Source organism: Marinobacter lacisalsi (assembly GCF_042651045.1).
Taxonomy (GTDB): domain Bacteria; phylum Pseudomonadota; class Gammaproteobacteria; order Pseudomonadales; family Oleiphilaceae; genus Marinobacter; species Marinobacter lacisalsi.
In genome coordinates, this window is record NZ_JBHSDI010000010.1 from 214,118 (window position 1) to 234,050 (window position 19,933).

Here is a 19,933-nt window from a genome sequence, read left to right on the forward strand (position 1 = left end):
TCATGAAACTCTCTGCTTTTGGTCGCAAGTTTACCGCTGATGCCGGCATCACCTCCCTTATGGACGACCTGGGTAACGCCCTGGCGTCGGGTGATGACATGATCATGATGGGCGGCGGCAACCCCGGGCAGGTCCCGGAGATGCAGCACCGGTTGACGGAGATCCTGACGGACATGACCCGCGACCCGGAGGCCATGAATCGACTGGTGGGGATCTATGATCCACCTCAGGGCGAAAAGCAGTTCATTGCATCACTGGCAACGTTGCTGAACCGGGAGTATGGCTGGGAGTTGGGCGAGGAGAATATCGCCCTGACCAATGGCAGCCAGGCCGCCTTTTTCATGCTGTTCAACATGTTTGGCGGTGATTTTGGCGAGGGTGTGCACAAGCACATCCTGTTGCCCCTGGCGCCGGAATATATCGGTTATGCCGATGCCGGTATCGCGCCGGAGCTGTTCCGGGCGGTGGAGCCCGAGATCAGTTTCACCGGTGCCCACGAGTTCAAGTACCGGGTGGACTTCGATGCGGTGGAAGTCACCGGAGAAACCGGGGCCATCTGCGTCTCCCGCCCCACCAATCCCACCGGCAATGTCGTGACGGACGAGGAAATGGCGCGCCTGGAGCAGCTTGCCCGCAGCCATGATATTCCGCTGATTGTCGACGGCGCCTATGGCACGCCATTCCCCAGCCTGCTGTATGTGGATGCCCGGCCTCGCTGGAATGAGCAGATTGTCCTGTGCCTGAGTCTGTCCAAGCTGGGCCTGCCGGCAGCGCGGACGGGTATCGTGATAGCCGCACCCGAAATCATCAAGGCGCTGTCAGGTATCAATGCCATCATGAACCTGGCCACCGGCAGCTTTGGTGCCATGCTGGCCGAGCCGCTGGTGAAGAGTGGTGAGATCCTGTCCCTGAGCCGTGAGGTGGTCTGTCCTTTCTATCACGCCAAGATGAAACGGGCCGTGCAGGTATTTACCGATGCCCTGGGGGATGATTGTCGCTGGTATGTGCACAAGCCCGAGGGGGCGATGTTCCTGTGGCTTTGGTTCCCCGACCTGCCGGTGTCCAGCCTGGAGCTTTACCAGCGGCTGAAGCGGCGCGGCGTGCTGGTGGTGTCCGGCCACTACTTTTTTCCGGGGTTGCCGGAGAATGACTGGCGGCATCGTCATGAGTGTATCCGGGTGACCTATTCCCAGGACGATGACCGGGTTGCCGCAGGAATGCGCCTGATTGCCGATGAGGTCAGGAACATCTGGGCGGAACATCAGGGCAGCTCCGCGTCCTCCAGATTGACTTCGTAGCGGCTGCCGTCGGGCTCTACCTGCACCAGTTGGACCAGCAGGTAGTCCAGTTCCGGGGCGAACCACATCAGGGTTTCCCGTTTGCTGTCTTCATCCCGTACCTTTTCCACCTTGAGCGTTGCCATCTCGCCCATGGGGGTTGTCAGGGTTTCCTCGCCGATCACCGTGAAGCGGTCGTGGTCGAAGTCCCCATCGTCTGCCACCGCATAGGTCATTTCCTGTTTCCCGGCCTTAAGGTCCTGTCGCATCTGCAACTGGAATCCCAGTGGGTCGAGGGCGTTTTCTGCCATCTCCATGGTAAAGCTGTCGCCTTCGAAACTGCCGCTGATGCTGTTGGCCGCCCAGCTGAAGTTCATGGCACGGCTGCGATCACGCACCATGAGGCCCTTCAGTGCATACCGGTACTCCAGGGGGCGGATATGGCCGTTTTCCCAGCGAAAGGTGACGGACTCGGTGATATCGGCAATAAACGAGTCCACATCGAACCGGTAGAGCCAGGTGCCGTCTGCCTGTTGTTCAAGGGTGCGTGTAGCCGAACCGTCAATGGCCAGGCCCTTGTCCATGGAGGCACCATAGGTGGCTGACATCGGTGTCAGGTCGGGATGTTGCGTGGCGGTCTCTGCTGCAAGTGCCGTTGTGCAGGCACCAAGGAGCATGGCAATGCTGGCAAGCAGATGTCGTCCGGGGAGCGGTCGGGACTGAAGTCCGGTCACAGGCGTTTCCTCTACTGCTGAGTTAGCCTGAGTGTAGCGCTCGCAACACGGTGTTCCCATGACCATTTCTTCACCCGGGGCGCTGCTGCTTTCAGGCTGCAGGCAGTGTGAGTACGTCCGGCACCGGGGTGCCGTCGAACAGGATGCTGTCGTTTCCGGCCAGCTGCAGGCGGCCCTCGCAGAACCACCGGATAACGATGGGGTAGAGCACATGCTCCTGGGTCTGCACCCGCTCCGCCAGGGTCTCAGCCGTGTCGTCAGGCTGGACGGGCACCTCGGCCTGGGCAATCACCGGACCACCGTCGAGATCTTCCGTCACGAAGTGAATGGAGACTCCATGCACCTCATCGCCGGCATCGAGTGCCCGCTGGTGGGTGTTCAGGCCACGGTACCTGGGCAGCAGGGACGGGTGTACGTTCAGCATACGCCCCTGGAAAGCGCGCACGAACTCCTCCGTCAGAATGCGCATGAAGCCTGCCAGCACCACCAGGTCCGGCTGGTAGCGCTCCATTTCCATGCGCAGGGCAGCATCAAATGCCTCCCGGGAATCGTATCGGGTGTGATCCACGGTAAAGGTTTCAATGCCTGCCTGTGCCGCGCGCTCCAGGGCGAAAGCCTGGGGCCGGTTGCTGCCCACCGCGACAATATCGCCCGGGAAATCCCGTTCACGGGTGGCCTCGATCAGCGCCTGCAGGTTGGTACCGCTGCCGGACGCAAGAACCAGGATGCGGGGCCTGTCTACCGGATCTGCCTGCATACGGCTCATTCCTCCATCAGGCCTGGCGCGTAGCGTACCCGCGCCGGCTGGGAGGCTTCCCCGGCCTCAATGGCACCGATCTGCCAGGCGTGCTCACCCAGTGCGCTCAGGGTGTCCAGGGCCAGGTCTTTCTGTTCTTCGGGTACGCAGACAATCATGCCGACGCCACAGTTGAAGGTACGATACATTTCGGCGTCTTCCACGCCGCCGTTGTCCTTGAGCCACTGGAACACTTCGGGCAGCTGCCAGCTGGCGGTATCGATGGCGGCAATGGTGCCGTCGGGCAGTACCCTGGGAATGTTCTCAGGAAGGCCGCCGCCCGTGATGTGTGACATGGCCCGAACATCAACAGTTTTAATGAGTTGAAGCAGGTTCTTTACATAGATTCTGGTTGGCGCCATCAGGCTTTGTGCCAGGGTTCCTTCACCGATGGGCTGATCCAGGTCGGCGTTGGCCACGTCCAGGATCTTGCGGATCAGCGAGTAGCCGTTGGAGTGGGGGCCGGACGAGGCCAGGGCTATCAGGGCGTCGCCGGGCTGCACCCGGGTGCCGTCGATAACATCGTCCCGTTCCACCACGCCCACACAGAAACCGGCCAGGTCATAATCGTCGCCTTCGTACATGCCCGGCATTTCCGCGGTTTCACCCCCAACCAGCGCGCAGCCGGCCAGTTCACAGCCCTTGCCGATACCCTCGACCACGGTGGCGGCCACATCGACATTGAGCTTGCCGGTGGCGTAGTAGTCCAGGAAGAACAGGGGCTCGGCGCCACCGACCACCAGGTCATTGACGCACATGGCTACCAGGTCGATGCCAATGGTGTCGTGGTTCTGCAGCTGCATGGCCAGGCGAAGCTTGGTGCCGACCCCATCCGTACCGGATACCAGCACCGGCTCGCGGTAACCGGTGGGCAGTGAGACCATGGCACCGAAGCCGCCAAGCCCTCCGAGTACTTCCGGGCGACGGGTACGCTTTGCGGTTTCCTTGATGCGGTCGACCAGGTCGTTGCCGGCATCGATATCCACGCCGGCATCCCGGTAGGTAAGGGAGGGCTTCTGTTCGCTCATGTTGGGGTCAGCCATGTTGGTCGGTATTGGTAAGCGCGGGATTTTACCAGTTGCCGTCAAGTGCTCCAAATATGATTGGCCTCACGCTGGGTCAGGGACGCTTCTACTCAGTGTCTGGACCATGGTGTATCCTAGTGTGCCGTTTGGTTAATTCGCAGTAGGTCAACCAATTACCCGGGCGGGGCACTACCTCCGAATACTGGCAACGCAGGGTGAGCCATGGCTGTAGCGTGTAAAAAGAATCTTCTGTACCCCGTCGGCATCGTCCTGATGGCCCTGGCGTGGTCACTGACAGTATCTGTGGACGCTCAGGCGGTTGTGGTCGATGACCTTTACCAGGCGTCGGTGCCGGTTTCCGGGCAGGACGAAGCGCAACTGGCGGAGGGCTATCAGGCCGGCCTGGAGCGTGTGCTGGTTCGGGTGTCCGGTGACCGGGATGTGGTCAGCAGGGAAGGCGTGGGGGCTCACCTGGAGAATGCGCAAGCCCTGCTTGCAAGCTCGCAGGTAGAGCCTGGTCGGGTCGGCGATGATCGCCTGCGGATGACTTTTTCCCCAGGGGCTGTCAACCAGGTCCTGGCCGACGCTGGCGCTCCGGTCTGGGGGGCCAACCGTCCTCTGACGCTGGCCTGGATTGCCGTGCAGGACGGCGGCGACCGGGGCTTGCTGGTGGAGACAGGTGAGTCGTCGGAGCAGGGCTGGTCAGCTCTTGTCAGGAACCACGCCCGTGACCGGGGCCTGCCGCTGGTGCTGCCGCCGGCAGACCGGGCTGCTGATCGTACACTGCTGTCCGATGTGTGGGGCCAGTTCATGTATCAGGTTTCCCGGGCGTCGTCCGGTATTGATCACGACCTGTTGGCGGTGGTGCGTGTCAGCCGCCGGAATGGCAGCTGGCAGGCCAACTGGCTTTACAAGGGGCGGGGGATTGAGCAGTCCCGGTCCGTATCCGCTGACAGCCCGGAAGCGCTTGCCGGCGCCCTGGTGGATGCCTGGACGGAGGAGCTCGCTTCACGCTATGCGGTTACCGGTGGTGCCATCAATACCGGGCCCTATGTTCGTCTGGTCGTGGAGGGCGTGCGTTCACCCTCTGACTATGCCGCGGTCAAGCGCGCCCTGTCGCAGCTGAACCCCGTTAAGTCTGTGGGGGCCATGAGCGTATCCCGCGAGCGACTGGTCTTTCGGGTCGAGCATAGCGGAGAAGTTGCCCAGCTCCGGCAGAACATCTCCCTGGACGATCGCTTCCGGATGCTGAGCGGTGACCCATCCGATACTGCCGGCGGGCAGCAGAATGGTGCCGGGGAAGGCAGCTTCGAGACCGTTGCGCAGACTCTGGTCTACCGTTGGCAGGAATCGGTTATCGCGCCTTCAGGGGCGAACGGCCAATAAACCGGTGTCAGGAAGAGGGACCCGATGTTGAATCGCTGGCGGTGGATACCCAATGGACTGACCTTGCTGCGTATTTTGCTGGTGCTGCCGTTCGCCTGGAGCCTGGCAAACGACCACTACCGTTCCGCTCTGGTGCTTTTCTTCGTGGCGGCGGCCACCGATGGCCTGGATGGTCTGCTGGCGAGGATGTTCGGTTGGAAAAGCCGGCTGGGCGCCATTGCCGACCCCCTGGCCGACAAGCTGCTGCTGGTCGTGGCCTACCTGATGCTGAGCGTTACCGGTGTCCTTCCCATCTGGTTGTTTCTGTTGGTTCTGGGGCGTGATCTCGTGATTGTGGCAGGGGGGTTGGTGTTTCATCGTCTGATAGGACCATTTGACGTCCAGCCCAGTATATTAGGCAAGCTCAACACCCTGGTGCAGATTCTCGCGGTCCTGGCAGTGATGCTGGCCGAGGCAGGCTTCCCTCTGCCTGCCCGGACCCATGACATTGCCGTTGCGACAGTGGCGGGCATGGCTGTGATCAGCGGGGTGCACTATGTGGGGCTGTGGGGGCTGCGAGCTTTGCGCAGCAGGCCATCATGAGCGGCACACAGCTGACGTTGGGGGTGCGCCTGCGTGACGATGCTCGCTGGGCCAACTTCCACGGTGAGCGTAATGCTGCGGCAGCGTCGCTTATTCGGGCGGCCTGTGGGGATCCCGCACACCCGCTCCTGGTTATCTGTGGTGACGAGGATACCGGCAAGAGTCACCTGTTACAGGCGGCGTGCCACGATTACGAGAGTACCGGCCACAGTGCCGCGTGTTTCAGTCTTGCCGAGTTGCGGGAGCTGGGGCCGCAGGCATTGGCGGGCATTGAAGCCATGGAGCTGATAGCGCTCGACGATGTGCATCTGGTTATTGGCGTGCCCGAGTGGGAAGAGGCCCTGTTTCACCTCTATAACCGGGCCAGGGATCTGGGCCATCAGGTGATGATCACCCTGAACGATACGCCGGCCGCCCATGGGTTCACCCTGGCGGATTTGCGCTCCCGCTTCCAGGAGGGGTTGTTGGTCCAGCTCGGCACCTACCGGGATGACGACCGCGTGGTTATCCTCCAGGCCCGTGCCGAGCAGCGGGGCCTGGTGTTGAGCAGTGAGGTGGCTGGTTTCATCATGCGTCGGTCGTCCCGGCGATTGGGTGCGCTGCTGTCCATACTCGACCAGCTCGATGAGAACTCGCTTCAGGCCCAGCGGCGCCTGACCATCCCCTTCGTGAAGTCCGTGATGGGATGGTAATATCAGCGTTTATTCACCCTGATTTGCACCACCGTTTTCAAGAGAGGAAATCCTCCCCATGAGCGCATCCCCGGAACTGTATTCCGAAGTGGCCGACCGCCTTCTGGGCATCGAGATCGAAATGCGTCGTATCGAAGTGTGGTCCGGGGAGCCGCCCTCGGAGAATGCACTCGCCAGTAATCAGCCGTTCTGCATTGATACCCTTGAGTTTACGGAATGGCTACAGTTCGTATTCCTGGAGCGGATGAGGTTCATTGTGGAGCAGGGGCATGGGTTGCCCAGCGTTTCCGGCATTGCGCCCATGGCGGAAGAGCATTTCCGTTCGCGCCCGGAACCCGGCGACGCTCTGCTGCGTGAACTCGAAGCGATTGACGAGCTGCTCAGCGATTCCTGAGTGCGCCATTACCCGGCAGATCAGGCAGTAGCTCACGTCCTTCACGTACGTCCTCGAACAGGTCGGCAAGCTCGTCGCTGGACACCGGTGGGCTGAAGCGGTGCCCCTGCAGCAGATGGCAGCCCGATTGTCGCAGGAAACGATCCTGATCCTCGGTCTCCACGCCGGCGGCTGCCACGGTGAGCGACAACTGCCGCGCCAGGCTGATCAGCGTATGGGTGATAGCGGCGGTATTTTCATCCTCCGGCGCCCGGCGCAACAGGGCCGGGTCAATCTTGACCTGGTCGAAGGGTAGCTCTCTCAGCAGCGTCAGCGATGACAGCCCGCTGCCGAACCGATCCAGGGTCAGCCCGATACCCACCTCCTTGAGTTTGTGCAGCACCGCCGAGGTTTCATCAAGACGATCCGAGAGGATGCGTTCGTCGATCTCCACCATCAGCAGGGCAGGGTCGAGATTGGTATCGGCAATGGTGCGCTGCAGTTCCGCTGCCAGGTGGGGGTGATTGTACTGGCGGGATGACAGGTTGATGCTGATGCGCACCGGCGTCCCGCTCATGGCCTGGATGGCACGGGCCTGGAGGCAGGCATTGTTGCAGATCCATTCACCGATGGCCTGGAGCTGCCCGCTCTGTTCCGCCACTTCCAGGAAGTCCCCCGGAGTCAGCAGACCACGACCGGGGTGGTGCCAGCGCAGCAGGCTTTCCAGCCCCACCACCCGTCCCGTGCGGACATCCAGCACCGGCTGGTAGTGCAGGGCCAGTTCGCCGGCGCGGATGCCGGCGCGAAGTTCCTGCTCCAGGGACATCTGCCGCTGCATGTCATGGTTCATGTCTTCGCTGAAGAACTGGATATTGTTTCGGCCGGCTTTCTTGGCCCGGTACATGGCCATGTCGGCATTCTTCAGCAACTGTTCGTAGCTGCAGCCGTCGTCAGGTGCCACCGTGATACCGATGCTGGAGGTGATCACAAGCTCTCCACCGGGAACCGATACCGGCTCGGTGATGGCTTCCAGAATGCCCCTGGCCACCTTTTCAGACCCTTCCGCACCGGCCACGTGATGAAGCAGTACCGCAAATTCATCGCCACCAAGGCGGGCGATGGTATCTTCCTCCCGGACATTGTCCTTCAGCCGTTGCGCCAGGGACTTGAGCAGGGTGTCGCCGGCATCGTGGCCCAGAGTGTCGTTGATGCGCTTGAAGTGGTCGACATCGAGGCTGATGAGGGCGCAGTTGTGGCCATGGCGACTGGCGCTGGCCAGGGCCCGACGGCAACGGTCCTCGAACAGCCGCCGGTTGGCGGTGCCGGTGAGCACATCAAAATGGGCCAGGTAGTGCAGCTGATCCTGGGTCTTGCGTATTTCGGAAATGTTCTGCCCGATCAGGATGAGCTGTTGGCGGTCTTCTTCCTCGTCCTGCAGCAGGTTCAGATTCCAGAGGACAATGTGATCTGTGCCATCATAGCCCTGAATCCCGGTTTCCAGGGTTTCCTGGGTATTGTGGCCGGAACCCAGGGTCTTCAGGATTTTCCAGCTCATCTCATCCCGGTATTCCTCCGGGATAAAGGTCTCAACCAGGTTGCGGCCCACGGCTTCGTCGCGGCTGTAACCGAACAGCGCCTCGGAGGAGGCGTTCCACTGGCGAATGCGGAAGGTGGCATCGATCAGCATGATGGGGGTGGCAGCGGTGTCAAACAGCGCCCTGAAATGCCGGGATGACCGCCGGAAGGAGCGTTCGGCCTGCTGCCGTACGAAAATCTCGTCCCGGAGTTCCTGGTTAATGGCCTGCAGCTCCCGGGTGCGGTCCTCCACCACTTCTTCCAGCCGGAATTCTATCCGACGGCGCTCCCGCAGTAGCGCCCGCACGTACACAAACGTGCCTGCCAGCACCAGCATGGCGGGCCCGGCGGACCACAGAAACTGCAGCAGGGTGCCCTCTTCAATGGGCACCTTGGGTGCGGTCAGTAGCATCAGCGGGCTGAGAGCCAGCGCCAGAATCACCAGGCTGACGAGGCTGTCTGCCAGAATGGGCAACCAGCGGTCCCGCGTTCGTGCATTCCCGGATTTGTCCACGTATCCCTACCTTTGTCCGGCTTTTTGGGCCGGCCCGATCATCGATTGAAGTCAGCCCGGATCAGGGCTGGCTTGAACGTGAAGCCTCATGGATAAATCGATGGCTTCCACATCCTTGGTCAGTGTCCCTATGGATATATAGTCGACACCGGTTTCTGCTATCGGTACCAGGGTATCCCGGTTGATGCCGCCGGACGCTTCCAGGCGACACGCTCCTGCGACCAGGTTGACAGCGGCTCTCATGTCTTCCAGCGAAAACTCATCCAGCATCACGATATCGGCGCCCGCCTTCAGTGCCTGCTGTAGTTCGTCCATATTTTCCGTTTCCACTTCCACCGGCCGCCCGGGGGCGATCTGCCGCGCCTGACGGACTGCTTCCGCAATGGAACCACAGGCGGCAATGTGGTTCTCCTTGATCAGGAATGCGTCCCAAAGTCCTATGCGGTGGTTATAGCAGCCCCCGCAGGTCACTGCGTACTTTTCCGCAAGGCGCATGCCTGGCAGTGTCTTGCGTGTGTCCAGCAGTTGCACGCTGGTATGAGCCACCTGGTCCGCAAACTGTCGGCACCGGGTGGCGACACCGGACAGGGTCTGTAGCCAGTTCAGGGCAGACCGCTCTCCGGTCAGCAGGCTTCTTGCCGGCCCATCGCAGGTAAAGAGCGTCTGGTTCGCGGACACCTGCTGCCCGTCAGCCACTTCCCAGGTCACGGTGACCGAAGGGTCGAGCTGGCGGAACACTTCATCCACCCATGACTGCCCGGCGATGACCGCCGGTACCCGCGTAATGACCCGGGCCCTTGCTCTCCGGCCTTCCGGAATCAGGGCGGCGGTAATGTCACCCGTACCGATATCTTCTCTCAGACTCTGGGCAACGGACTCAATACGGGATTGGCGCAAAAGCTCATCGGACAGGGGCGTCATGTCAAAGGTTTCCGGTCAGTGGAATAAGGCCGGTGATTGTATCGACAGGGCGTGTTACTGGAAACACCCAGCCAGTTCTCCGATTGCATCATGGGGTGACGTTTTACGTCAGTTTTTACCGAAAGGCGACTGTCTGGATCACCCCGCGCACCGAAAATACGGTGCAGTGTGATGGAAATGTGATGGTGTTCCCTTGTTCACAAACGGTGACAAAAACTGACACATATTGACGGGTCTAAGGCATATGATAGTCAGTGAAGTGTAAATCAATGTTAAACGGGGCCGGAAGTCATGGCACAGGAAAGCAAGGTAGTCAGTCTCAGAGAGGCGCAGGGACCGCGCATTGAGTTACCCCCTGCGTTGATTCGTCTGAGGGACGCCTCTGCACGATCCCTGGGCACAGTCATGTCGGAGTTTTTCGACAGTGCTGATGACGTGCTTTTCGGCATGGCGGATCGCGCTGGTTCGAATCAGGACCAGATTGCCTATTTTGATGCCATGAGGGAGCTACGTCTGCGCCGTAAGGCCATGACCAAGAGCATTCTCAACTGGGTGGGAAGGGCGTTTAACGAGATCGGCCGGTTTGACCCCATGCCCCGCAGCCGTGGTCTGGAGGACGTGGACCAGGACTCCCTGACTCTGCTCGATGACAGCGAGCTGGAACAGAAGGTGGCCATCGAAAGCCTGATCAACAAACTGGCTACCCGGTATGCCGAACAGGTTCGCCTGTTGAGCGTCCGTATTGCCCACGTCTCCGGCCACCGGGAGCTTGCTGCCCGTCAGATGCCCCTGAGTCCTGAAGTGATCTGTACCGGTCTGGGTGAGGCCAGTGGCGAGCTCGACATCGACATTCGCGCGCGTCTGGTGGTCATCAAGCTGTTCGATCGCCTGTTGCTGGATCGCCTGAGCGCGCTCTACCAGGATGCGAACCGCTTGCTGGTTGCCGAAGGTGTGCTGCCGGACCTCAAGCGGCCGCCCGCCGGAACCCGGGAGAATCAGGGCACACCAAGACGCCCGGTTCCCCCCACCGGTACTGGTGGAGCCACTGGGCCAACGACCGGGACTGGCGCGCCGGGTGCTGAAAGCTCTGACGGGCAGTCCTCGGTAACCTTTTCCGAACTTACCGCGCTACTCCACGGCAACGACACTGGTCAGCCCGACAGGGCTGGTGGCGCATACGGCGAGTCTGACGGTTCGGTGGCACTGAACACCAGTGACCTGATGAACCAGTTGGGAGGTCTCCAGGCCTCCACCATGACCAGCGAGAACGGACAGGTGGTCCCCCTTTCCCAGTTGCTGGGGCGGGCACTGAACCGGGGCTCGGCCCGGAGCCTGCCGGTCAACCAGGTCGATGGTGATGTCATTAACCTGGTGGCCATGCTGTTCGAATTCATTCTGGATGACCGGCAGTTGCCCCCGGTGATGAAAATGCTGATCGGGCGTCTGCAGATCCCTGTGCTCAAGGTGGCGCTGCTTGATCGTAGCTTCTTCAACCGTGGCGGTCACCCGGCCCGTAAGCTTCTGAATGAGCTGGCCATGGCCGGCATCGGCTGGACGCCCCGTGGCGATAACCAGCGAGACCCGTTAAGGGAGAAGGTTGAGGGTGTCGTTGATCGGTTGTTGAACGAGTTTACCGACAACGTGAGCCTGTTTGATGAGCTGCTCAAGGACTTCCAGCACTTCATGGATCTGGACCGTCGTCGCCGTGACCTGGTGGAGCAGCGACTGAGGGATGCGGAAGAAGGCCGGGCACGGCACGAGCTGGCCCGGGAGAAGATCAGTGTCCTGCTCAATGGGCTGCTGGAAACCTATGAACTGCCGGAAAAAGCGCGGGCGATTGTGAGCGAGCCCTGGCGCAAGTACCTGGAATGGGTATTTTTGCGGGAAGGAGAGAAGTCCGCTGCCTGGCAGGAGGCAACCGACCTGACCATCAGGCTGGCCTGGAGCCTGGACCCGCAACCGGTGGAGGATACCACCCGCGACGATTTGCTGAAGGCCATTCCGGGCGTTACCGATGCCCTGCGTAGCGGGCTCCACGAAATTTCCTGGGACCCGTTCGCTATTGATGCCGCTGTCCGCGACCTCGAGCTGGCCCATGTTGATGTCCTGCAGGGCCTGATCACACGCCCCAACAAGGTCAGGGAAGAAGAGCCGCTACCCGCCGGTCCGGCGGATGAGCTCGCTGCTGAGCCCGTTCCGGCCACCAACCGGACGGAGCCCAAGCCTGAGCCTGAGGCCCGTGCTGCTGCACCGCAAACACGGCAGCCCGAGCCCGAGCCAAAGGAGAAAACCGAGCCAGCCCCGGAGCCCGCTGCTGCCCCGGAATCCAGCGAACCGGCGACAGCCGAACCAGCCCCCTCAGCTCCGGAAGCCGATCCGGTGTGGATGGAAAAGGCTGCCGGCCTGCGGGTTGGCTGCTGGGTGGAGATGCCCCGGGACAATGGCCGCCTGCGTTGCAAGCTGGCGGCGATCATCCGGGCTACCGGCAAGTATATCTTCGTCAACCGTAACGGCGCGAAGGTGGCTGAGTACCTTCAGAGCGAGCTCGCCCAGACCCTGTCAGAAGGCAAAATTACGCTTCTGGATGACGGCCTGATCTTCGACCGGGCGCTGGAATCGATCATCGACAATCTTCGCCACAACCGCCGGGACTAGTGTCCCGTGCGGCCAGTGAATTGGCCACACGGGACATCAGGTGACAGTCCACTCGCCCCGGCGTGACCTTTATGATTCAATTCGGGTTCCGAAACCGAACCAACTTGCAGGAACCCCGTGTCTGAACCCGAATCTCCCCGCTTTTCCTCTGCACTGAGACAATCCGGCCGACTTCCCACGGCCCGCTGGTGTCCGTCCCCCAATTTCGGACCACGTCCGGATGCGGACGATGTCTCCCTGGTGGTGGTCCATAACATCAGTCTGCCGCCAGAGCAGTTCGGTGGGTCGCACATCGAGGACTTCTTCTGCAACCGGCTGGACACGTCAGCCCACCCGTACTTCGAGGAAATCGGCGGCATGAAGGTGTCATCCCACCTGCTCATTCGCCGTGACGGCGAACTGCTGCAGTTTGTCAGTTTGCGGGACCGGGCCTGGCATGCGGGGCGGTCGGTGTTCTGCGGCCGGGAAGAGTGTAACGACTACGCCGTTGGCATCGAGCTGGAGGGGGCGGACCAGATTCCCTATACCGAGGAGCAGTACCGGAAGCTGGCCGAGGTTACCCGTGACATCATGGCTGCTTGGCCCGCCATCACGGAAGACCGTATTGCCGGCCACAGCGATATTGCGCCTGGGCGCAAGACGGATCCCGGCCCGGCTTTTGACTGGTGTTATTTTCGCCGATTGCTCGCCGGCTGATCAGATACCCGAGCGGTGTTGCTCCCAGAGCACCTCATCGCCACCATCGCGCCTGGCCAGCACCCTGGCTACCACGAACAGCAGGTCCGACAGCCGGTTCAGGTAATGGCGGGCGTCAGGGTTGATGGAATCCTCGTGGCTCAGGGCCACCACTACCCGTTCCGCCCGTCGGCATACCGCCCGGGCCATATGGCATTGGGCTGCCGCCATTGATCCGCCGGGCAGGATGAAATTCTTGAGGGCGGGCAGGTCGGCATTGAAATGGTCCAGGGTCTCTTCCAGCCAGTGGATGTGCTGCTCGCCAATCACCTGACTGCCGGGTATGGCGAACTCGCCACCCAGGTCGAACAGGTGGTGCTGGATGCGGCGCATGGCTTCGGCAATCGCCTCTTCACCTTCCAGCTGCTCGACCAGCAGTCCAATATGGCAATTGAGCTCGTCGGCCGTGCCCATGGCTTCGACGCGCTGTGCGTTCTTGGCAATGCGGTTGCCATCGGCCAGGCCGGTGGAGCCGTCGTCACCGGTGCGGGTGTAGATCTTTGACAGTCGGTTGCCCATGGTCGGAAGCTCCGTTTACAAGTCTTGATGGGGTGCCAGAGCTTTTACTCGATCCGTCAGCATCTGGTTCACTGGTGCATCCAGACCCAGTTCCCGGGAACGCCTCGCTACGTGGCCGTTAATGTAATCGATCTCGGTCGCGCGACCGCCCTGGAAGTCGCCGCGCATGGAGGAGGTATTGGCGGATGTATTCCTGGCAACCCGCTCGATGTCGTCCCGCAGTTCCCGGGGCGAATGCGCCGGCAGGCCTTCTGCCGTGATCAGCCTGGCCAGCTCTTCACACAGGGCGTCGATGTGGTCCAGGAACAGGGAAGATTCCAGTATGTCGCCATTGCGGCAGTCCAGAATCGCTGTAAAGGGGTTAATGCCGGCGTTCACGGCGAGTTTGCCCCAGAGCCTTTCCAGAATGCGGGCTTCCCCGCGAACTTCCAGGCCTGAGCGGGATAGCTGACGGATCACCGTGGCCGTGAGGCCTGCGGCCGAGTCTGTCAGGGCGCCGACCCAGGTGTGGCCACGGGCCGCATGCACCACCCGATCCGGTGCCGGACGGTTGGCCGCCTCAGTGGTGCTGGCAGCCAGTATAGGGCGCCAGGGCCACCGCTCCGCTACCGCCTGCTGACTGCCAAGGCCATTCTGGAACAGCACGATGGGGCAGGTGTCGGGCAGTTGGTCGATGATATCCGCCAGCGCGTCGAGGGTATCTCCCGCCTTGGTGGTCGCCAGCAGCAACGTGGTACCGGAAAGGCCAGTCAGCCACGGCCTTACGATGGCGTGTTCCCGCCCGTTGTCATCTTCCAGGTGGTAATTGAGTTTGAACGAGGAGGGTGCCGACGCGTTCCGGGGTACAAATCCGGTGGTTCCCGCCGGCAGGTAGGCGGCCCACAGGCGTCCCAGGGCACCGGCTCCGAGGATGGCAATACGGTCATCCTCGAGGCCGGACTGGGAGGGATTGGACGATGTCCTCGAGGAGGGCATCCTATATGGCCTCGATCTCGGCACGCTGCTCGCTCAGGCGCCTCTGGCTGCCCTGGGCATCCCTCAGTTTTTCCTGCTCCTTTTCCACCACCTCGGGCGGCGCCTTGGCGGTGAACTTTTCGTTGCCCAGCTTGCCTTCCAGGCGGCCGATCTCTTTCTGCAGGCGCTCCAGTTCCTTGTCCAGGCGCTTGAGTTCAGCATCCTTGTCGATCAGGCCGGCCATGGGCACCAGTACTTCCATCTCTCCGACCAGCTGGGTCGCGGACATGGGGGCCTTGTCGCCCTCGAACCACTCCAGTTTCTCCAGCTTGGCCAGGGACATCAGGAACTGGCTGTTGTCGTCCATGCGTCGGCGGTCTTCGTCGTCCTGTCCGCGCAGCAGTACCGGAATCTGTTTCGCCGGGGAGATGTTCATCTCGCCGCGGATATTGCGCACCGCCACGATCACGCCTTTGAGCCACTCAATGTCTTTGGCAACGGTGGCGTCCTGCTTGCTGCTGTCCGGTTCCGGGAAGGGCTGCAGCATGATGCTGTCGCCGCTCTTGCCGGCCAGGGGCGCGATGCGCTGCCAGATTTCCTCGGTGATGAATGGCATGATCGGGTGGGCCAGCCGCAGCACGGCCTCCAGCACCCGGACGAGGGTACGGCGGGTGCCCCGCTTGGCTTCGGCACTGGCGCTATCGTCGTTCAGCGCCGGCTTGGACAGTTCCAGGTACCAGTCGCAGTATTCGTTCCAGATGAACTCGTACAGGGCGTAGGCCGCCAGGTCGAAACGGTACTGATCCAGGTGGCGGATCACGTCCTGCTCGCAGTTCTGCAGTTCACTGATGATCCAGCGGTCCGCCAGGGACAGTTCCACCGGCTCGTCATTGACCCCGCAGTCCTCGCCTTCGGTGTTCATCAGCACGTAGCGGGCGGCATTCCACAGCTTGTTGCAGAAGTTGCGGTAGCCTTCCAGGCGCTTCATGTCCCAGTTGATGTCGCGGCCGGTGGTGGCCATGGCCGCCAGGGTGAAGCGCAGGGCGTCGGTACCATGGGCGGAGATGCCCTCCGGGAATTCCTTCTTCGTACGCTTGCTGATCTTCTCGGCCAGTTTGGGCTGCATCAGGTTGCCGGTGCGCTTGTCCAGCAGGTCGTCCAGGCCGATGCCGTCGATCATGTCCAGGGGGTCGATAACATTGCCCTTGGACTTGGACATCTTGTCGCCGTGTTCGTCCCGGATCAGGCCAGTCACATAGACAGTATTGAAAGGCACCTGGGGGGTGCCGTCTTCATTCTTCATAAAGTGCATGGTCATCATGATCATGCGGGCGACCCAGAAGAAGATGATGTCGAAGCCGGTGACCAGCACGTCGGTGGGGTGGAAGGTTTTCAGGCGTTCGGTGATTTCCGGCCAGCCCAGGGTGCCAAAGGTCCACAGGGCGGAGCTGAACCAGGTGTCCAGCACGTCTTCGTCCTGGCGCAGTTCCAGGTCGTCGGCGAGGCTGTGCTTCCGGCGAACGTCAGCCTCGTCCCGGCCCACATAGATGTTGCCGTCATTGTCGTACCAGGCGGGAATACGGTGGCCCCACCACAGCTGGCGGGAAACGCACCATTCCTGGATATCCCGCATCCAGGCGAAGTACATGTTCTCGTACTGTTTGGGTACGAACTGGATGCGACCGTCTTCCACCGCCTCGATAGCGGGTTTGGCCAGGGTCTTGGCGTCAACGAACCACTGGTCGGTGAGCATGGGCTCAATGATCAGGCCTGAGCGGTCACCGCGGGGCACGCTCAGGACATGGTCTTCCACCTGCTCCACCAGACCGGCGGCTTCCATGTCGGCCACGATCTGCTTGCGGGCGTCTTCACGGGTCAGGCCGGCATAGGCCTCGGGCATGGTGCCGTCCAGTTCGGTGTTCTCGGTGCCGTCAGCGTTGAACACTTCCGCCACGGAACGGATGTGAGCCTCCTGGGTCATGACGTTCATCAGGGGCAGGTTGTTGCGCTTGCCCACCGCGTAGTCATTGAAGTCATGGGCCGGGGTGATTTTCACACAACCGGAGCCTTTCTCCGGGTCGGCGTGCTGGTCCGCCACAATGGGGATGCGGCGGTTCACCAGCGGCAGCATCACATGCTTGCCCACCAGGTGCTCGTAGCGTTCGTCGTCCGGGTGCACGGCCACGGCGGTGTCGCCCAGCATGGTCTCCGGACGGGTGGTGGCCACCACCACGTAGTCCTTGCCGTCTTCGGTCTTTTCGCCATCGGCCAGCGGGTAACGCAGGTGCCAGAACAGGCCCTTCTCTTCCTTGTTCTCCACCTCGAGGTCGGAGATGGCGGTGTGCAGTTTCGGGTCCCAGTTCACCAGCCGTTTGCCGCGGTACACCAGACCTTCATCATGAAGGCGCACAAACACTTCCTGCACGGCCCTGTAGAAACCGTCGTCCATGGTGAAGCGTTCGTTACTCCAGTCCACGGAGGTGCCGAGGCGCCGCATCTGGCCGGTGATGGTGCCGCCGGATTGTTCCTTCCAGTCCCAGATGCGCTTGATAAACGCTTCACGACCCAGGTCGTGGCGGGTTTTATCCTCCTCGCTGGCCAGTTTGCGCTCCACCACCATCTGGGTGGCGATACCGGCATGGTCGGTGCCCACCGTCCACAGGGCATTTCGGCCCTGCATGCGTTTGAAGCGGGTGAGGGTGTCCATGATGGTGTGCTGGAAAGCGTGGCCCATGTGCAGGCTGCCGGTTACATTGGGCGGGGGGATGGCGATACTGTAGGACTGCCCTTCACCGCTGGGGCGGAAGTACCCTTTGGCTTCCCAGTTTTTGTACCACTGGCGCTCGATGTTTTCTGGCTGGTAGGTTTTTTCCATGGGTATTGTCTGGTGACCGTCTGGTTGATTCGCAAGGGAAAAATGAAAGGCCTCGATTATACATGGTCACTGGTGTTGCGGCGAATGGATGGCGGTTGATATATGGTGACGTAGTTTGCGGGGGTGTCCCGGAAAACAATCTCACCCCGCATGCTTCAACTGTGGTGCAGGCTTTCGGTGCGGAGACTACGCTGCGGGGCGCTTATCGCGTTCTCTGGTCATGGACCCTGGGCTCAATGCCCAATGCCCTTAACTGCTTGAACTGGGAGCGGGCAGTGTTCAGGGTTTGCGGATCGTTGTGGGCGACCAGAGCCAACCGGCTGAAACGGTCGGCGTCTGCCGGCAGTCTGGCGGACAGTATAACTACCGTGTCCCAGTCGTCCGCTACGGGCTCGCACAGTAGGATGCCCACGGGGTCGGGGCATCGGGTGGCCGAGTCAGGGACGATGCTGTGGGGAATGAACGCCTCGGGGGTAAAGCTCCACAGCAGCTCATCCAGCTCCTCGGCATGGCTGTAGTGATCGCAGACGATGCAGACCCGGTCCCCCTGTTGCCAGGCCTTGTCCACCAGGCGGACCGCATGGAGGTTGCGGTCCGCCGGGGTGGCTCCGGCGAGGATGTGGAACCAGTAGGAACGATCCCCTGGCTCACCGGCACGCCCGGACGTGGTGTTACTTGCCGGCATGGGACATCAGGTAGTCAACCAGCAGCGGTACCGGGCGGCCAGTAGAACCCTTGGCCTTGCCGGACAGCCAGGCGGTGCCGGCAATGTCCAGGTGTGCCCAGCGGTAGTCTTTCGCAAAGCGGGACAGGAAGCAGGCCGCGGTGATGGTACCGGCAGGCCGGCCGCCAATGTTCTGCATATCGGCGAAGTTGCTGTCCAGCTGGCTCTGGTACTCGTCCCACAACGGCAGGCGCCAGGCACGGTCGCCGGCTCGCTCGCCGGCAGCCAGCAGATCGTTGGCCAGATCATCATTATTGGCCAGCAGCCCCGTCGCGTGGCTGCCCAGTGCGATGATGCAGGCGCCGGTCAGCGTGGCCATGTCGACCACCACTTCGGGATCGTATTTCTTGACGAAGGTGAGGGCGTCACACAGGACCAGGCGGCCTTCGGCATCGGTGTTGAGGATTTCGATGGTCTGGCCGGACATGGAGGTGACAATGTCGCCGGGGCGGGTGGCTGTGCCGCTGGGCATGTTTTCGGCGGCGGCTACCACTGCTACCACGTTGATCTTCGGCTTGGTCTCGGCAATGGCCTGCATGGTGCCGAACACCGCGGCCGCGCCCCCCATGTCGTACTTCATCTCGTCCATACCCTCACCCGGCTTCAGGCTGATGCCGCCGGTGTCGAAGGTAATGCCCTTGCCAACCAGCACGTAGGGCTTGTCCTTGGCCTTGCCGCCCTTGTATTCCATGACGATCAGGCGGGCTGGCTGGGCGCTGCCGGCGGAAACGGACAGCAGGCTGTTCATGCCCAGCTTCTTCATCTGCTTCTCGTCCAGCACGTCGGTCTTGATGACGTCATGTGACTTGGCCAGTTCCTTCGCCCGGTCGGCGAGCCAGCTGGGGTGGCAGACGTTAGCGGGTGTGTTGCCCAGGTCACGGGTGAAGTTCATGCCGCGCCCCGTGGCCAGGCCCAGATTGAAGGCGTCCTTGAGAGCCTTTCCCGCGCCGGATGCCAGCACAGTGACTTTGGAGAGTTTACGTTTGGGCGGCTTTTCACTCTTGTAGTCGAAGAAAGTGTAGAACTGCTCCTCCAGGGTGCGGCCGATCAGGCTCAGCCTGGCCCCCTCGGAGGTGGTTGCATCCTCACCCTTGAGCGGTGTGTCAGCAAGTGCCACGATCGCGTCCTTGGCCGGGCTGTCCTTGAGTACGCCGGCCGCGGCAATGAGAGCCTTGCGGTAGTCCGCCGGTTTGCGTTCCTCGTCCTTGCCGGTGCCCACGACCAGTACCCGGCTCCACGGGGTGTCCGTGGAGGGGATTAACAGGGTGCTGGCGTTCTTGCCAGAGATATCACCGTTTTTGTGCAGGGCCTTCAGCTGTCCGCCCATGACCTCGTCGGCCTGAGTGGTGGAGGCGGGCCAGTCGCCTTTTTCCGGTACGGCCACGACCAGACATTCGGTTTTGGAACTGCTGATTGCTTTGCTGCTCAGGGTGAAATTCATGTCGACTCCTGATGGTTGTCGGCGGGGTGAGAAGGATATCCCTATAGCATCGGGGTCTGTTCCCGATTTATCAAGCGTGTAGATGTTTTTTGCAGGCAGGTGAAGTTGGTTTATGCCCTGTCATTTGCGGAGCAGGTTCCATAGAATAGCGCCCA

Annotated in this window: 17 protein-coding genes; 7 read left to right on the plus strand and 10 right to left on the minus strand. The window is 61.5% G+C overall.

All coding sequences use genetic code 11. The annotated features are described in order from the left end of the window. Positions 1 to 2 precede the first annotated feature (2 nt). Positions 3 to 1,298, plus strand: a complete 1,296-nt coding sequence (locus ACFOZ5_RS06865) for a valine--pyruvate transaminase (protein WP_379886274.1) — start codon at positions 3 to 5, stop codon at positions 1,296 to 1,298. Here ACFOZ5_RS06865 and ACFOZ5_RS06870 read toward each other — a convergent pair. The 3 genes from ACFOZ5_RS06870 to purM all read right to left on the minus strand — a co-directional run bounded on the left by ACFOZ5_RS06870 (position 1,262) and on the right by purM (position 3,835). Next, positions 1,262 to 2,011: a DUF3108 domain-containing protein gene (locus tag ACFOZ5_RS06870; protein ID WP_379886275.1), complete on the minus strand. Its 750-nt coding sequence runs from the start codon at positions 2,009 to 2,011 to the stop codon at positions 1,262 to 1,264. The genes ACFOZ5_RS06865 and ACFOZ5_RS06870 overlap by 37 nt on opposite strands. Before the next feature lie 91 nt (positions 2,012 to 2,102). After that, entirely contained in the window at positions 2,103 to 2,768 is a 666-nt protein-coding gene (purN, locus tag ACFOZ5_RS06875; RefSeq protein ID WP_379886276.1) for a phosphoribosylglycinamide formyltransferase, read from the minus strand. Positions 2,769 to 2,773: 5 nt separating this feature from the next. Further along, positions 2,774 to 3,835, minus strand: coding sequence for a phosphoribosylformylglycinamidine cyclo-ligase (gene purM, locus ACFOZ5_RS06880; RefSeq protein ID WP_379886277.1), 1,062 nt, complete (start codon positions 3,833 to 3,835; stop codon positions 2,774 to 2,776). A 219-nt stretch (positions 3,836 to 4,054) separates the two neighbouring features. Here purM and ACFOZ5_RS06885 point away from each other — a divergent pair, with 219 nt between their 5' ends. Genes ACFOZ5_RS06885 through ACFOZ5_RS06900 form a run of 4 tightly spaced genes read left to right on the plus strand, consistent with a single transcriptional unit; the run spans position 4,055 to position 6,886 of the window. Beyond that, positions 4,055 to 5,218, plus strand: coding sequence for a DUF2066 domain-containing protein (locus ACFOZ5_RS06885; protein ID WP_379886278.1), 1,164 nt, complete (start codon positions 4,055 to 4,057; stop codon positions 5,216 to 5,218). Between the two features lie 24 nt (positions 5,219 to 5,242). Continuing rightward, positions 5,243 to 5,800 (plus strand): CDP-alcohol phosphatidyltransferase family protein, encoded by a 558-nt coding sequence (locus ACFOZ5_RS06890; RefSeq protein WP_379886279.1) that lies wholly within the window; start codon positions 5,243 to 5,245, stop codon positions 5,798 to 5,800. Next, positions 5,797 to 6,492 carry a DnaA regulatory inactivator Hda gene (hda, locus tag ACFOZ5_RS06895; RefSeq protein ID WP_379886280.1) on the plus strand — a complete coding sequence of 232 codons (696 nt, stop codon included), beginning with the start codon at positions 5,797 to 5,799 and terminating at the stop codon, positions 6,490 to 6,492. Before ACFOZ5_RS06890 ends, hda begins: the two co-directional genes overlap by 4 nt. A gap of 58 nt (positions 6,493 to 6,550) precedes the next feature. Further along, the gene (locus ACFOZ5_RS06900) at positions 6,551 to 6,886 is read left to right on the plus strand and encodes a YqcC family protein (protein WP_379886281.1); all 336 of its coding nucleotides are present in this window, start codon (positions 6,551 to 6,553) and stop codon (positions 6,884 to 6,886) included. Here the strand turns inward: ACFOZ5_RS06900 and ACFOZ5_RS06905 are convergent. Together ACFOZ5_RS06905 and nadC are read right to left on the minus strand one after the other, a co-directional pair. Further along, positions 6,873 to 8,954 (minus strand): putative bifunctional diguanylate cyclase/phosphodiesterase, encoded by a 2,082-nt coding sequence (locus ACFOZ5_RS06905; protein ID WP_379886282.1) that lies wholly within the window; start codon positions 8,952 to 8,954, stop codon positions 6,873 to 6,875. The genes ACFOZ5_RS06900 and ACFOZ5_RS06905 overlap by 14 nt on opposite strands. Positions 8,955 to 9,005: 51 nt before the next feature. Beyond that, positions 9,006 to 9,875: a carboxylating nicotinate-nucleotide diphosphorylase gene (gene nadC, locus ACFOZ5_RS06910; RefSeq protein WP_379886283.1), complete on the minus strand. Its 870-nt coding sequence runs from the start codon at positions 9,873 to 9,875 to the stop codon at positions 9,006 to 9,008. A 291-nt stretch (positions 9,876 to 10,166) separates the two neighbouring features. On the opposite strand from nadC, the gene ACFOZ5_RS06915 reads away from it, so the two are divergent. Both ACFOZ5_RS06915 and ampD read left to right on the plus strand, forming a co-directional pair. Next, positions 10,167 to 12,530 (plus strand): DUF1631 domain-containing protein, encoded by a 2,364-nt coding sequence (locus ACFOZ5_RS06915; protein ID WP_379886284.1) that lies wholly within the window; start codon positions 10,167 to 10,169, stop codon positions 12,528 to 12,530. Positions 12,531 to 12,647: 117 nt separating this feature from the next. Further along, complete coding sequence (gene ampD / locus ACFOZ5_RS06920; RefSeq protein WP_379886285.1) at positions 12,648 to 13,226, plus strand: 1,6-anhydro-N-acetylmuramyl-L-alanine amidase AmpD; 579 nt, start codon at positions 12,648 to 12,650, stop codon at positions 13,224 to 13,226. On the opposite strand, the gene ACFOZ5_RS06925 is transcribed toward ampD, so the two are convergent. The 5 genes from ACFOZ5_RS06925 to ACFOZ5_RS06945 form a co-directional block, all read right to left on the minus strand. Continuing rightward, positions 13,227 to 13,784, minus strand: coding sequence for a cob(I)yrinic acid a,c-diamide adenosyltransferase (locus tag ACFOZ5_RS06925; RefSeq protein ID WP_379886286.1), 558 nt, complete (start codon positions 13,782 to 13,784; stop codon positions 13,227 to 13,229). Between the two features lie 15 nt (positions 13,785 to 13,799). Continuing rightward, positions 13,800 to 14,759 (minus strand): ketopantoate reductase family protein, encoded by a 960-nt coding sequence (locus tag ACFOZ5_RS06930; protein ID WP_379886287.1) that lies wholly within the window; start codon positions 14,757 to 14,759, stop codon positions 13,800 to 13,802. Between the two features lies 1 nt (position 14,760). After that, on the minus strand, positions 14,761 to 17,613 hold the full coding sequence (locus ACFOZ5_RS06935; RefSeq protein WP_379886288.1) for a valine--tRNA ligase: 2,853 nt from the start codon (positions 17,611 to 17,613) through the stop codon (positions 14,761 to 14,763). A gap of 202 nt (positions 17,614 to 17,815) precedes the next feature. Then, positions 17,816 to 18,298, minus strand: coding sequence for a DNA polymerase III subunit chi (locus ACFOZ5_RS06940; RefSeq protein ID WP_379886289.1), 483 nt, complete (start codon positions 18,296 to 18,298; stop codon positions 17,816 to 17,818). Beyond that, the gene (locus tag ACFOZ5_RS06945; protein ID WP_379886290.1) at positions 18,285 to 19,778 is read right to left on the minus strand and encodes a leucyl aminopeptidase; all 1,494 of its coding nucleotides are present in this window, start codon (positions 19,776 to 19,778) and stop codon (positions 18,285 to 18,287) included. The genes ACFOZ5_RS06940 and ACFOZ5_RS06945 overlap by 14 nt, the downstream gene beginning before the upstream one ends. Between the last annotated feature and the right edge of the window lie 155 nt (positions 19,779 to 19,933).